12 protein-coding genes and 1 pseudogene are annotated in these 14,182 nt (G+C 42.9%); all 13 read right to left on the bottom strand.

The features are described 5' to 3' along the window. Nucleotides 1-40: 40 nt before the first annotated feature. Entirely contained in the window at nucleotides 41-1,198 is a 1,158-nt protein-coding gene (gene dnaJ / locus ACVPPQ_RS08480; RefSeq protein ID WP_025082877.1) for a molecular chaperone DnaJ, read from the bottom strand. A 122-nt stretch (nucleotides 1,199-1,320) separates the two neighbouring features. Beyond that, complete coding sequence (gene dnaK / locus ACVPPQ_RS08475) at nucleotides 1,321-3,168, bottom strand: molecular chaperone DnaK (protein WP_463493992.1); 1,848 nt, start codon at nucleotides 3,166-3,168, stop codon at nucleotides 1,321-1,323. Between the two features lie 35 nt (nucleotides 3,169-3,203). Beyond that, nucleotides 3,204-3,782 carry a nucleotide exchange factor GrpE gene (gene grpE, locus ACVPPQ_RS08470; RefSeq protein WP_025082875.1) on the bottom strand — a complete coding sequence of 193 codons (579 nt, stop codon included), beginning with the start codon at nucleotides 3,780-3,782 and terminating at the stop codon, nucleotides 3,204-3,206. A gap of 14 nt (nucleotides 3,783-3,796) precedes the next feature. Beyond that, a complete protein-coding gene (gene hrcA, locus ACVPPQ_RS08465; RefSeq protein WP_025082874.1) occupies nucleotides 3,797-4,855 on the bottom strand; it encodes a heat-inducible transcriptional repressor HrcA in 1,059 nt (352 codons plus the stop codon). 515 nt (nucleotides 4,856-5,370) lie between these two features. Then, nucleotides 5,371-6,510 (bottom strand): radical SAM family heme chaperone HemW, encoded by a 1,140-nt coding sequence (gene hemW / locus ACVPPQ_RS08460; RefSeq protein ID WP_463493989.1) that lies wholly within the window; start codon nucleotides 6,508-6,510, stop codon nucleotides 5,371-5,373. A gap of 4 nt (nucleotides 6,511-6,514) precedes the next feature. Continuing rightward, on the bottom strand, nucleotides 6,515-7,462 hold the full coding sequence (gene ribF, locus ACVPPQ_RS08455) for a riboflavin biosynthesis protein RibF (RefSeq protein WP_254680619.1): 948 nt from the start codon (nucleotides 7,460-7,462) through the stop codon (nucleotides 6,515-6,517). 18 nt (nucleotides 7,463-7,480) lie between these two features. Beyond that, on the bottom strand, nucleotides 7,481-8,398 hold the full coding sequence (gene truB / locus ACVPPQ_RS08450; RefSeq protein WP_254680618.1) for a tRNA pseudouridine(55) synthase TruB: 918 nt from the start codon (nucleotides 8,396-8,398) through the stop codon (nucleotides 7,481-7,483). Between the two features lie 86 nt (nucleotides 8,399-8,484). Continuing rightward, the gene (gene rbfA, locus ACVPPQ_RS08445) at nucleotides 8,485-8,841 is read right to left on the bottom strand and encodes a 30S ribosome-binding factor RbfA (RefSeq protein ID WP_025082871.1); all 357 of its coding nucleotides are present in this window, start codon (nucleotides 8,839-8,841) and stop codon (nucleotides 8,485-8,487) included. 22 nt (nucleotides 8,842-8,863) lie between these two features. Continuing rightward, a complete protein-coding gene (gene infB, locus ACVPPQ_RS08440; RefSeq protein WP_463493986.1) occupies nucleotides 8,864-11,842 on the bottom strand; it encodes a translation initiation factor IF-2 in 2,979 nt (992 codons plus the stop codon). Nucleotides 11,843-11,859: 17 nt separating this feature from the next. Continuing rightward, a complete protein-coding gene (locus ACVPPQ_RS08435) occupies nucleotides 11,860-12,171 on the bottom strand; it encodes a L7Ae/L30e/S12e/Gadd45 family ribosomal protein (RefSeq protein WP_056950454.1) in 312 nt (103 codons plus the stop codon). Continuing rightward, the gene (gene rnpM, locus ACVPPQ_RS08430; protein ID WP_025082869.1) at nucleotides 12,168-12,467 is read right to left on the bottom strand and encodes an RNase P modulator RnpM; all 300 of its coding nucleotides are present in this window, start codon (nucleotides 12,465-12,467) and stop codon (nucleotides 12,168-12,170) included. The genes ACVPPQ_RS08435 and rnpM overlap by 4 nt, the downstream gene beginning before the upstream one ends. A 58-nt stretch (nucleotides 12,468-12,525) precedes the next feature. Next, a pseudogene (gene nusA / locus ACVPPQ_RS08425) lies at nucleotides 12,526-13,590 on the bottom strand (transcription termination factor NusA); the annotation flags it as partial. Between the two features lie 18 nt (nucleotides 13,591-13,608). Next, on the bottom strand, nucleotides 13,609-14,082 hold the full coding sequence (gene rimP / locus ACVPPQ_RS08420) for a ribosome maturation factor RimP (RefSeq protein ID WP_056950448.1): 474 nt from the start codon (nucleotides 14,080-14,082) through the stop codon (nucleotides 13,609-13,611). Between the last annotated feature and the right edge of the window lie 100 nt (nucleotides 14,083-14,182).

The raw sequence follows: 14,182 nt of genomic DNA, 5'->3' as shown, positions 1-14,182 counted from the left end.
TTTAATTTGACCTTCATTAATAAACGATGACTGACACCGCTTATTTTTTATGTTTCTTATTTAGAATCTTATCAAACAAATTACTGTCTTGCGGATTAACGGAATCGCCACTCGCAACTGCGAACGCTTTAAGCGCATCACGTTGTTTCGCATTTAAGTTATCCGGTGTCACGACTTTAACGGTCACATTTTGATCGCCATTGCCGTTACCGTGTAACTTAGGCACCCCTTTGCCCCGTAATCTAAAGGACGTATGGGTTTGCGTGCCGCTTGGAATCTTCAGTTTAACTGGACCATGAACCGTATTGACTTCAATTTCATCGCCTAAAGCGGCTTGTGCAAACGTGATTGGCACTTCGACATAAATCTGAGCACCATCCCGTTCGAATTCCTTGCTAGGTTCAACCCGGAAAACGATGAACAAGTCCCCATAAGGGCCACCGTTCGTGCCGGCTTCGCCTTGACCTTGAAGACGCATTTGTTGACCATCTTCAACACCTGCTGGCACCGTCACTTTAACGGTATGGCGTTCGTCTTCACGACCGGTCCCACGACAAGTGGTACATTTTTCTTTAATTTCTTTACCAGTCCCACCGCAGACATCACACGTTTCGCGTGACATCATACGACCAAGTGGTGTTTGGCGTTCAACTTGAATTTGACCCGCACCGTGACATTTATGGCACGTCTCCGCGCTCGTTCCAGGTTTAGCACCAGAACCATGACAGGTATGACATTCTGCTTCGCGATTATAGGACACTTTTGTTTCTTTCCCAAAAATTGCTTCTTTGAATTTCAAATCCATCCGGTATTGTAAATCTGACCCTTGACGAGGAGCATTCGGTTGTTGACGACCACCGCCGCCACCACCAAAGAATTGGCTAAAGATGTCTTCAAAGCCACCGCCGCCGAAGCCTTGTTCGCCACCGAATCCACCAAAGCCTTGACCGGCGCCACCGCCGCCAAAACCTTGATCCATACCAGCATGACCGTATTGATCATAAGCGGCTCTTTTTTGCGGATCACTCAAGGCCTCATAAGCCTCAGTGACTTCTTTAAACTTAGCTTCTGCATCTGGGGCCTTATTGATATCTGGGTGATACTTCTTAGAAAGGCTACGATAAGCCTTTTTAATGTCGGCGTCCGAGGCATCGCGTGAAATGCCTAGGACTTCGTAATAATCTCTTTTATCAGCCATTGTGGGCCTCCATTCATTTACTTACTCACGTAAAATCTACCTTAACAAGAATAGCATAATTTTTGGCTTAAAAAAAGCCAAAGCCCTAGACCATACTAGGTTTTGGCCTTTTTTAAAGTACATTATTTCTTGTCGTCATCGTGAACTTCTTCGAAGTCCCCATCGACAGTGCTATCATCAGTCTTAGCATCGGTTGCATCTGCACCTTCAGCGCCGCCTTCAGCTTTTTGAGCTTCTTGGGCTTGTTGATACAATTTAACCGTCAATTCTTGAACAATTTCACTTAATGCATCGCGTTTCGTCTTCATGTCTTCAAGATTGTTTTCTTGTTGTGCTTTGACTAATTCTTCTTTAGCATCTTTTGCTTTTTGTAATTCGTCATCTGAAACTTTGCCTTCAAGTTCCTTCATTGTCTTATCAGTTTGGAAGATTAATTGATCAACATCGTTCTTTAAATCAACTTCTTCTTTACGTTTTGAATCGGCTTCTTCGTTTTCTTGGGCTTCTTTCATCATACGATCGATTTCGTCGTCTGAAAGACCTGATGAACTCTTGATTGTGATTTTTTGTTCTTTGTTAGTGCCTAAATCTTTGGCAGAAACATTGACAATCCCGTTCTTATCAATATCGAATTTAACTTCGATTTGAGGGATCCCACGAGGTGCAGCAGGAATATCAGTCAATTGGAAACGACCTAATGTCTTGTTATCAGCGGCCATTGGACGTTCACCCTGTAAGACGTGGATATCAACGGCTGGTTGATTGTCAGCAGCAGTTGAGAATGTTTGAGCCTTACTTGTAGGAATCGTTGTATTCCGGTCGATTAATTTAGTGAAGACACCGCCCATTGTTTCAATCCCTAATGATAAAGGTGTTACGTCAAGTAATACGACATCCTTCACATCACCTGAGATAACGCCGCCTTGAACAGCAGCACCGATTGCAACGGCTTCGTCAGGGTTGATTGAATGATCTGGTTCTTTGCCAGTCCAGTTTTTAACGGCTTCTTGAACAGCAGGAATCCGAGTTGAACCACCATTTAAGATAACTTTGTCGATATCATTATCTGTTAAACCAGCATCTTTCAATGCGTTTTGAACAGGAATACGAGTACGATCAACTAAGTCAGATGTTAATTTATCAAATTCAGCACGTGATAAAGTCATTTCCAAATGCATTGGGCCGTTATCGCCAGCTGAGATAAATGGCAAGCTGATTTGAGTGCTTGTGACACCAGATAAATCTTTTTTAGCTTTTTCAGCAGCATCTTTTAGACGTTGCATAGCCATCTTGTCTTTTGATAAATCAATGCCATTTTCAGCTTTGAATTTTTCAACTAACCAAGCAATAATGGCGTCATCGAAATCATCCCCACCTAAATGTGTATCACCATTTGTTGATAGCACTTGGAAGACACCGTCGCCTAATTCAAGGACGGAAACGTCAAAAGTACCACCACCAAGGTCATAAACTAAAACTTTTTCTTCTTGTTCAGTCTTGTCTAAACCGTAAGCTAAAGCTGAAGCTGTTGGTTCGTTGATAATCCGTTTAACTTCAAGACCGGCAATCTTACCAGCATCTTTAGTCGCTTGACGTTGTGAATCATTGAAGTAAGCAGGCACTGTAATAACCGCTTCAGTGACTTCTTCACCAAGATAATCTTCAGAGAATTTCTTGATGTATTGGAGAATCATTGCTGAAACTTCTTGTGGTGTATAAGTCTTATCGCCAACTGTGACTTTGTAACCAGCTTCGCCGATATGACGTTTGATTGATGCGATTGTGTCTGGGTTAGTGATTGCTTGGCGTTTAGCCACTTCACCAACTTGGATTTCACCATTCTTGAATGAAACGACAGATGGTGTTGTCCGTGCGCCTTCTGGATTTGTAATAATCTTTGGTTGGCCGCCTTCTAATACGGCAACTGCTGAGTTTGTTGTGCCTAAATCAATACCAATTACTTTACTCATTATTAATTCCCTCTTTTTTTAAATTTTTTAATTAATTATTGTGCGACAACGACCATTGCTGGGCGTAAAACACGGTCTTTCAAATAATAACCTTTTTGGAAAACTTGAACGACTGTGTCTGCTTTTTGATCTCCTTCAACAGCCACCGTTTGGACGGCTTGATGAATGGTCGGATCAAAGGTTTTGCCCGCGGCCTCAATTTCTTGAACGCCGTGGTCTTTTAGCGCGTTAAGCATGTGATCATAAGTCATTTGAACGCCTTTTTTAAGTTGTTCACCATTATCATCAGTTGCTTCAGTTGCTAAGGCCCGTTCTAAATTATCTAAAACAGGTAAAACATCTTTAGCTAACGCTTGACCATCATATTTCAACAAGCTGGCTTGTTCTTTTTGATGGCGGGCGTGCATATTTTTAATTTCAGCTTGTGAGCGTAAATAGCTATCTTCTAAATCGTCATACTTCTTTTGTAAGTCAACTAAAGGTTGATCTTCCACAACTTCTTCAGTGGCTTCTGTCTTATCAGTTTCAACTACTTGCTCCGGTGTTTCAGTGGTTGGTTCCGCTGGTTCAACCGGTGTCTTAGTTTCGTCTACTGATTGGTCTTGCTCTGTCAAACAAACACACTCCTTTAAGTTTGATTATCGTCAAAATCGGCGTAATAATCAATTAGTTTTCTCGCTAATTCTTCACGGAAGACGTCTAATAAACCGATCATCCGTGAATAAGGCATGCTAGTGGGGCCTAATAAAGCAATCAGACCTTGACCATGTTCGCCAACATCGTAATTGACAGTCATCAGACTGTAATTCTTCAAGAGCTCATTGGTCATCTCATCGCCTAATCGGACTTGAACCTGATTGTTGGCACTGCCGGGTGACAAATCCAACAACTTCGCTAAATCGTCTGATTGATTAATGATATTATAGATTGACTTCAGTTGATCAACATCCGCAAACTGCGAGAAGTTCAACAAATTCATCTGTCCACCAACGTATAACCGTTCCTGAGAGGCTTGTTTCAAAACATCATCGAAGATATTCAAGAAACCACCTGGGGAAGCCATGTACTGCGTTAACAGTGCGGGGACTTCCGTCTTCAACTTCTGACTGACCACCGTTAACGGTAGACCGACCAGATGTTCGTTGATAATCCGAATCGCCTTTTCAAGCTCGTCTCCCGAAATATGTTGCGAAATCGAGAAGACTTGATTATCAACCGTCCCGGCACTCGTGACAATAATCGCCATCACCTGGTGATTACTGAGCGGTACCAATCGAAAACCGGTTAAACGAATCTCAGCGACTTCCGGGCCTAACGTAATCGCCGTGTAGCTGGTTAGGTTGGATAAAATATTCGCTGATTGGGACACAATTTCATCAATCTTATGATAACGATGACCAAACGATTGTTGCACCGTCGCGACATCAATTGGATTGAGCGTTGCCGGTTGAATCAGGTGATCTAGATAATAACGATACCCCTTCATCGAAGGCACTCGACCGGAAGAAGAATGGGTTTTTTCAATCAACCCGACACTCTCCAAATCAGCCATGTCATTCCGAATCGTTGCCGAACTGACGTGCATTGGTAATTCTGCCATTAACTTTTTAGAACCCACCGGCTGACCACTCTCGGTAAAAAGACGAATAATTTCTTTAAGAATCATTAATTGTCTTTCGGTCAGCATGTTATCACCTCTTTTTAGCACTTGATTATTACGAGTGCTAATTACAAGTATTAATATAGCAAGAACGTCAAATAAAGTCAAGAATCGGACCGCTTTTTTTACCATTTTCAGCAAAATCGGTCTTGAGGCTGATAGGCGACCAGTCTCCAGTCAGAGCGATGCCAAACAAAGAGGCTGTTCAACCAAAATGATTTGGTTGAACAGCCTTTTTGCATCTAGCTTCGGTTAATGTTCAAAATCTGAGCAGCTCGAACTAGCGCTTATTTTCCTTAACGTGCTTCCCGAACTAGCCTTTTCCGGTTAACTACAAAGCAACAATTATGGGTAAAAACACCCATAATTATCGCTTTTAGGTTAATCCTCAAAGTCTGACCAGTTCGAACCAGCACTTCGTTTCTTTAACGTGCTTCTCAAGCCAGCTTCTTCCGTCTAGCAACATATCACGAATCATGACATAAACCGTCATAATCCGCGATATTAAGCTATACTCAGAAGCTTATCGGCTTGTTCAGCACTTAGTATTCGTCTAACAGAAATTCTTGGAAGACTTCGTTGCCTAGGAACTTGCCGGATTCCGTTAGGCGTAACCAGTCGCCTTCTTGTTTTAAATAACCTTTCGCAATCTGCGTGGCTACGGTATCACCGTAAACGGCTTGGAGTGGCATTTTGAATTTTTCTTGAAACCGTTGGATCGACACGCCTTGCATCGTTCGCAATCCTAAGAATAATTCCTCTTCCATCTGTTCGGTTAACGGTAAGACATGACGTTCAATCACTGGCACTTTATTGTCGTGTAACGGTTCCAGATACTGTTGAATCGGGCCAAAATTATGATAGCGATCTTTGCCTAGATAACCAAAAGCACCCGCCCCAAAACCGAAATACTTTTCATTGCGCCAATACGTTAAATTATGGGCTGATTGATAACCGGGTTTGGCAAAATTACTGATTTCATATTGTTCTAAACCCGCCTTTTGGAAACTATCAATCGCCGCTTGATACATATGCGCTTCGACGTCTTGCGATGGTAAACGTAACTTACCTTGGCGCATTAAATTATAGAATATCGTTTTGCGTTCCAGAATTAACGAATAGGTTGAATAGTGCGGCAAATCAAGCGCCAACGCTTTGGTTAGACTATCCATAAAATCTTCTTCACTTTGATCAGGCAATCTAAAAATCAGATCAATACTGATATTCTCAAAACCGACTTGCCGTGCATTATCAATTGCGCGATAAACATCCGCACTGCGATGAATCCGCCCAATCTTTTTCAGTATTTGATCATTAAACGATTGGACCCCAATACTTAAACGATTGACACCGTTGTCCTTAAGAACCTGCAACTTCGCAGTGTTTTGTAAATCGTTGGGATTGGCTTCAAAGGTGAATTCGCCACCTTTAAATGGTAAATATTGATGAATACCATCTAATAGCCGTTGCAGTTGCGCTGGTGAGAGCGTCGTTGGTGTCCCACCACCCACGTAAATCGTTTCAATGGGTTCATCAGGATGTTCCGCCATTACTAGTTGGAATTCACGGATTAACATGTCGACATAATCATCAACCGGTTGGCCCTCAATAAAAACCTTGTTGAAATCACAATAATAACAAATATGTTCACAAAATGGGATATGGATATAAGCACCCGCCATTTAATTACCCCTCTAATTCTTTAAAATACGCTCGTGTATCAGCTTTATCTTGATGGAGCTGTTCAATTAATTGTGCGGCCGATTCAAACTTCACTTCGCCACGCAAATAGTGGTGCCATTCGACTTTAACCGTTTCATCATAGATGTCGCCGTTAAAATCGAGCAAGTTAATTTCAACCGTGACCGGGTTATCATCATGAAACGTCACGTTGCGGCCAATCGAAGCCATCCCCAGATACCATTGCTCACGGACAAACATCCGGACAGCATAAATGCCAATCCCTGGTAACCGTTCGGGCTGGGTTGCGGCAATATTAGCCGTTGGAAAGCCGAGTTCGCGCCCACGCGCTTCACCGTGAACAACCTCGCCAGTTGTTCGATAAATATACCCTAATAATTGGTTAGCGGCATCAATCTGACCGCGATCGAGTTCTTCTCGAATTAAGGTGGAGCCAATTTTAGTGCCTTGATAATCATGTTCAGCCACCGTTACAATTTCAAAACGGTTCTGTGCGTATGACGCGAGCGTCTGCATATTCGCAACTGCTCTTTGCCCATACGTATAATCAAAACCAGCAACCACCGTATCAGCGTGTAGGGCAACCAAGTATTGATCGACAAACGCTTGGGGTGCAAGCTTCGCGAAAGCTGGATTAAAATGCACGACGTACAAAATATCAACGCCTAAGTCCGCCATCAATTCTTGCTTGCGTTCAGTCGTCGATAAATAACGAAAACTCGCTTCGTTCACGTGACGGTAGACAATCGCGGGATGAATATTAAACGTCATGACCGCTAAAGGCATCTTTTTTTTGCGTGCCACTTTTTGCGCCGTTTCAATCACGGCTTGGTGCGCACGATGAACCCCATCAAAAAAGCCTAACGCTAAAACCACTGGTGTTGGCTTGATTTGAGTGGGTGCATAGGGATGAACTAATTCAATGACTTGCATGTTTTTCACCTGATTTTTTTAATGAGTACCTTGATTTTGTAAATACATTTTAAATGGTCGATAAACGTGGGCTTGACCAGCGTCCAATTGGTAGATGGCTTTAATGTGCCCTTGATAAGTCAATGCTAATTGGTCAGCGGTCTGATTTTCAAACGTTAAGAAAACGCCGTTGAGCACTTTGGCCCATTGATCGTCATCCAATACAACTTGTTCAACATCAGCAAAAACGTGGTCCAACGGAATTAACACGTCGGCTAATTGATTGGCTTCCATTTTCTCCGTTAGTTGCGCGAGCGTCACACAATCTCCGATTTGAATCCCACCACTCTTTAAACGCGTCAAGTCGGACATAACTGCTGGTAATCCTAACTTCCGGCCGAAATCAACCGCGAGCGTCCGAATATAAGTCCCTTTCGAACAACCCACGACGAAGCGAAACTTCTGATGACCAGTCGCTTCATCAAACGTGATTTCACCGTCTAAATCAAATTGAGAAATTGTGATTGATCGTTGGGGCCGTTCAACTGTTTCACCGGCGCGCGCATAATCGTAGAGTCGACGACCATTGACTTTCACCGCCGAAAACATCGGTGGAATTTGAATCGAATCACCTAAGAAACTAGCGAGCGTCGTTTCAATCGTTTCTTTTGATAATGGTTCAGTCATTTTGACTTCTTCGACAATCTCACCGTCTAAATCTTCGGTCGTCGTCGAAAGACCAATCGTGATTTCACCGGTATAAATCTTGCCGGAATGAACCAATTGATCGACCACTTTAGTGGCTTGTCCGATACAAATCGGTAAAACACCGTCCACGTTGGGATCCAGTGTGCCAGAATGGCCCACTTTCTTAGTGTGTAAAATGCGTCGCACTTTAAAGACACAATCACTGCTGGTCATGCCGCGTTCTTTATATAATGGTAAAATGCCGTCCATAATAGTCTCCTTTAGTGAATTAACTGTTTCATTATAGCATATAAAAAGGGCGGCCCCTATTATCGGACCGCCCTTTTTAGCACAGATTAACGTTGTGCTTCGTCTTGATGCAATTTACGCAATAATTCATCGATATGTTCACCATAACGCACTGAATTATCTTGTTCAAAGGTGATTTCAGGAATCTTGTACAACTTAATCCGTTGCCCCAATTCCATCCGAATCAATCCTTTGGCTTTATCCAAACCAGATTGTGCTTTTTCAGCATCACTGGCTAAGTTAGATAAAATACTGTAATAAATTTTAACATGTTGTAAATCACCGGTTAGATTAATATCTGTAATCGTAACCCCTTCAACACGTGGATCCCGTACTCTTTTTAAGAGAATATCGTTCACTTCACGTTGAATTTCTTGTTCAACACGTCCGACACGATGTTTCATAGCTGATCCTCCCGTAAATTAATTATTTAACAGGAACTTCTTCCATCACGTAAGCTTCAATTTGATCATCAACTTTAATATCGTTGTAATCTTCAATTGTTACACCACATTCAAAACCAGTTCCGACTTCTTTAACATCATCTTTAAAGCGTTTCAAGCTTGATAGCTTGCCTTCGTGAATCACGATGCTATCACGAATTAAACGAACGCCACTATCACGTTGGATTGTACCAGAATCAACGATACAACCGGCAATCGTCCCAATCTTAGAAACGGTATAAGTTTCACGAACCGTTAATTGACCGATGACTTTTTCTTCAAAGACTGGTTCTAACATGCCCTTCATAGCAGCTTCGATTTCTTCGATTGCCTTGTAGATGATTCGGTGTAATCGAATATCAACTTGTTCAGAATCGGCTTGAATCTTAGCTTGTGGTGTTGGACGAACGTTAAAGCCGATAATGATTGCGTTACTTGCAGCAGCTAATGTGACATCACTTTCGTTAATCGCACCAACGGCTTCATGAATAATATTCACGCGGACGCCTTCGACTTCAATCTTCCGTAAACTACCGGCTAAGGCTTCACTTGAACCTTGAACGTCGGCTTTAATAATCACGTCGACTTCTTTCAATTCGCCTTGTTTCATTGTTTCAAATAAGTTATCTAATGTGACAGGGTTTGAACGGCTACGTTCTTTCAATAAAGCACGTTTAGCACGTTCTTCACCAGCAGCCCGCGCCGTTTTTTCGTCTTCGAAGACGACGAAACGATCCGCAGCTTGTGGCACATCATTTAACCCAGTAATTTCAACTGGTTCTGATGGGAAGACTTCTTTAACCCGACGACCACGATCATTAGTCATGACCCGGACACGGCCGAAGGTATTCCCAACAACGATTGGATCACCAATTTTTAAAGTCCCTTGTTGAATGAGTAATGAGGCAACTGGCCCCTTACCTTTATCAAGACGGGCTTCAATCACGGTACCAACCGCTTTTTGAGCTGGATTAGCTTTCAATTCAAGCACATCAGCTTCAAGAAGGACCATTTCCAATAATTCATCAATATTTTCACCAGTTTTAGCAGAAATCTTGACGAAAATGGTGTCGCCACCCCAATCTTCAGGAACGAGGCCGTAACCCATTAATTGTTCCATCACGTGATCAGGATTTGCGCCTTCTTTATCAATCTTATTCACGGCAACGATGATTGGTGCCTTCGCTGCTTTGGCATGATTGATAGCTTCAATGGTTTGTGGCATGACACCATCATCAGCGGCAACGACCAAGATGATGATATCAGTAATATCAGCACCACGGGCCCGCATGTTAGTGAAGGCCGCATGTCCTGGCGTATCCAAGAACGTAATTAAACGATCGTTTAAACGTGTTTGATAAGCACCGATATGTTGGGTAATCCCACCGGCTTCGCCATCAGTTACGTGACTGTTACGTAAGTTATCCAATAACGTCGTCTTACCATGATCGACATGCCCCATGATTGTGACAACTGGTGGCCGACCTGTTAAGTTTTCGTCATTCTTAGCTTCAGTTTCAAAGACTGAATCAATATCAGCGATATCGACTTCAACTTTTTCTTCTGATTCAATACCGTAATCAGTCGCTAATAATTCAATCGTATCCTTATCAAGTGATTGGTTCATGTTAACCATAATGCCTAACATGAATAACTTCTTGATAATTTCAGCTGGTTCGCGATGAATCTTCTTAGCAATATCTGCCACGTTCATGCCTTCAGAGAAGATTAATACTTCTGGTAATGGCCGATCTTTACGTTGTGGCATTTCCTTCTTAGCAGCATTTTGATCCGCTAATTGTTGCTTACGAGTCTTCTTACGACGCTTGTTGAAACGTTGTTGGTTATTACCATAACTGTTGTAACCACCGCCTCGTTTCTTATCTGGGCCGAAGTTCTTAGGCTTGCTAGCAGCAGCAGTTGCTGGTTTTGCAGCTGGCCGACTAGCACTAACCGTATTAGATTGCATCTTATTTTGCATTTCTTGAGCTGTCACTGGCTTGTTAGCTGGGCGGCTCGTGTTGTTACTTGGACGGTTATTCGTCGTGTTAGGACGGCTTTGGCCATTTTGGGCTGGGCGGTTATTCGTCGTTGGACGAGTAGTACCAGCACCAGCTGGTTTGCTTGCACTTGCTGGACGGCCGTTACTACTGTTAGTAGCACCGGGACGAGCAGCTGGCCGTGGCCGGTTGCGTTGTTCGCGACGTTTCTTTTCATCAGCTTCGCGTTGTTCGCGTTGTTGTTGAATCCGTTCTTGGCCCCGTTGACGACGTGCGTTAGCTTGTGAGATTTGTTCTTGCAAACTCATTGGCTTGTTAGCACTTGCTGGGCGGTTGTTCCCGTTGGTTGGACGGCTGCTCCCGTTATTAGGACGACTTTGGTTGGTAGCGCCATTCCGATTATTGGTTGGACGGGCTTGACCATTATTAGGACGCGCATTGCTCGTTGGACGGCTTTGGTTCGTATTATTAGGACGAGCTTGGCCGTTTGATTGTTGCGTACGCGTTGGTTGGCCTTGTTGTGGCCGTTGAGTTGTTGAATGATGCGTTGGTTTCTTGTCGGCTTCTGGTCGACGACGAATGGCAGCTTTATTAATCTTAATCTTACCACTTTCTGTTTTTTCACCAGCTTGATGATGCGTTGCTGGCGCCGTTTTTGGTGTGATTGGTGCTGCGGGTTTAACAGCAGCAGGTTTAGCCTCTGCTTTAGGTGCTGTTGGCGTTGCAGTCTTAGGCGCAACCGTCGTTGTTGCCTTTGGTGCTGCAGTTGGTGCTTTTTGAACGGGTGCTTTAGCCGCTGGTTGATTCTTTGAAAAAGCCGCTCTTAACGTCTTTTCTTGACCGTCATCAATAGAGGCCATATGATTTTTAAAATCATAGCCCTTCTTTTCAGCAGTTTCCAATAAATCTTTACTTGATACATTAATTTCTTTCGCTAGTTCATAGATACGTTTTTTACCCATATCTTCACGCTCCTTTATTATCCCAGTAGCGTTATCATCTTTTTGGCAAACCCAGCATCCATAACGGCGATCGTGGCGCGATGTAATCCAATTGCTTGGGTTAATTGAGCCGCCGTGTACGCCTCAGTGGTTGGGATTTCGTAGAAAAGGCCCTTATCGGTCAATTTCTTCTTGGTCAGTGGACTGATATCACTCCCGATAAAAACCAATTTCGCTTTTGACTGCTGAATGGCTTTTAACACTTGTTCTTCTCCACTGACCAGTTGCCTTGCTCTCATACAGATTCCTAAGAGTTGCAATAAACGGTCTGGTTTTTGTCCTTGTGTCATTTGTTTGCTCCAAACAATTCTTGACGCGCTTTTTGATGATCAACGTATTCGAATAATTCTGTATAGAATGCTTCAGAAACGTCGATGCTAAAAGTGGCTTCTAGAATTTTCTTGGTTTGTGCGACTTTAATCGCTTCAGGGTCTAACGAGACGTAAGCGCCACGACCAGATTTCTTGCCGGTTGGGTCAATGCTAATCTCACCTTCAGCGGTTTTAACAATCCGCACCATTTCTTTTTTAGGCTTCATTTCTTGCGAAATAATGTCTTTTCTCATTGGGACTTTTCTTTGTTTCATCATGAACCCTCACTTATTCTTGTGGTTGTTCTTCAAAACCTTCAACAGGTGTTGTATCTTCAGCGGCATCATCTTCGTCGACGAATTCAACTTCTGATTCAGGTTTGATATCAATTTTATAACTGGTTAATTTAGCCGCTAACCGGGCATTTTGACCTTTTTTACCAATCGCTAATGATAATTGGTAATCCGGCACAATGACGGTACAGCTATGATCGTTATCACCATCGTTGAATTGAACGGCAATGACTTCGGCTGGGTTCAAGGCGTTAGCGATGTAGTCTGAAGGATCTTCTTCCCACTTCACGATATCCATGTTTTCACCGTGTAATTCGTTAACCACGAGTTGCACCCGTTGACCCTTAGGACCAACACAAGTCCCGACTGGATCGACGTTTGGATCAGTTGAACGAACCGCCATCTTAGTCCGATCGCCGGCTTCACGTGCGATTGAAACGATTTCGACCGTTCCGTCATAAATTTCAGGCACTTCTTGTTCGAATAAGCGTTTCACTAAGTCTGGATGAGTCCGACTAACGAACACTTGAGGACCCTTAGTCGTGTTTTCAACTTTCGAAACGTAAACTTTAATCCGATCATGTGCTTGGTAAACTTCACCAGGAATTTGATCTTGTTTACTCAAGACAGCTTCAATCTTGCCAAGGTTGACGTAGATAAACTTGTTATCACGACGTTCAACAATCCCTTGCATGATTTCATTTTCATATTGGCTGTATTCGGTGTAGATGATGTTCCGTTCTTCTTCACGAACCCGTTGCATAATGACTTGTTTTGCTGTTTGGGCAGCAATCCGGCCAAAATCTTTAGGCGTGACTTCAAAACGAATCGTATCACCGACTTCATAAGCCTTGTTGACTTCAAGTGCATCTTTATAACTGACTTCAAGACGTGAATCGAAGACTTCATCAGTGACTTCTTTAACAGCATACACATGAATGTTGCCCTTTTTAGAATCAAATTCAACTTCGACGTTTTGGGCTTGGCCATAGTTGCGCTTGTATGCAGACACAAGTGCTGCTTCCAAGGCTTCAATGACGACTTCCTTTTTAACGCCTTTTTCTTCCTCGAGCGCCGTTAAAGCGCCTAACATTTCCTTGCTCATGTATCTAGCCTACCTTTACTAAAATTCAATTGCTAAGCGAGCTTTGGCAATCTCCTTGCGATTAAATGTCATTTCTTTTTGACGCGTTTTAATTTTGATGGACATCGTTAACGTGTCAGCATCAATGGCCTTTAAGTGGCCCTGATATATTTTTTCACCATCAACGGCTTGATAAAGCGAGATATTAATATAGTCGCCTAATGCCTGTTGATAATCAGCTTCCTTCTTCAAAGGCCGTTCAGCGCCTGGTGATGAAACATCTAAGAAATAAGCTTGCGGAATTGGATCCGGGTCGATTGAATCCAGTTTCTCACTTAACGCATCGTTAATTAACGCACAATCTTCAAGGTCAATGCCATTTGGTTTATCAATGAAGACGCGTAAATACCAACTACTGCCTTCTTTAACAAATTCAATGTCCACTAATTCAAAATGATGTTGATCTAGTATTGGCCCGACAAGATCGTGGACTGTTTCCACAACGGTACTCAAATGATTCCCTCCAATTCATCTATAGTTTCAGTTTAGCAACTTTGGGCAAACTCCAATAAAAAGAGTGAGCATTTCTGCTCACTCACCCGAAGTATCTAAT

The sequence above is a fragment of the Latilactobacillus parafuchuensis genome, assembly GCF_055271665.1.
The sequence above is the reverse complement of the archived record's forward strand: the minus strand, read 5'-3'. Positions and strand labels throughout refer to the sequence as shown.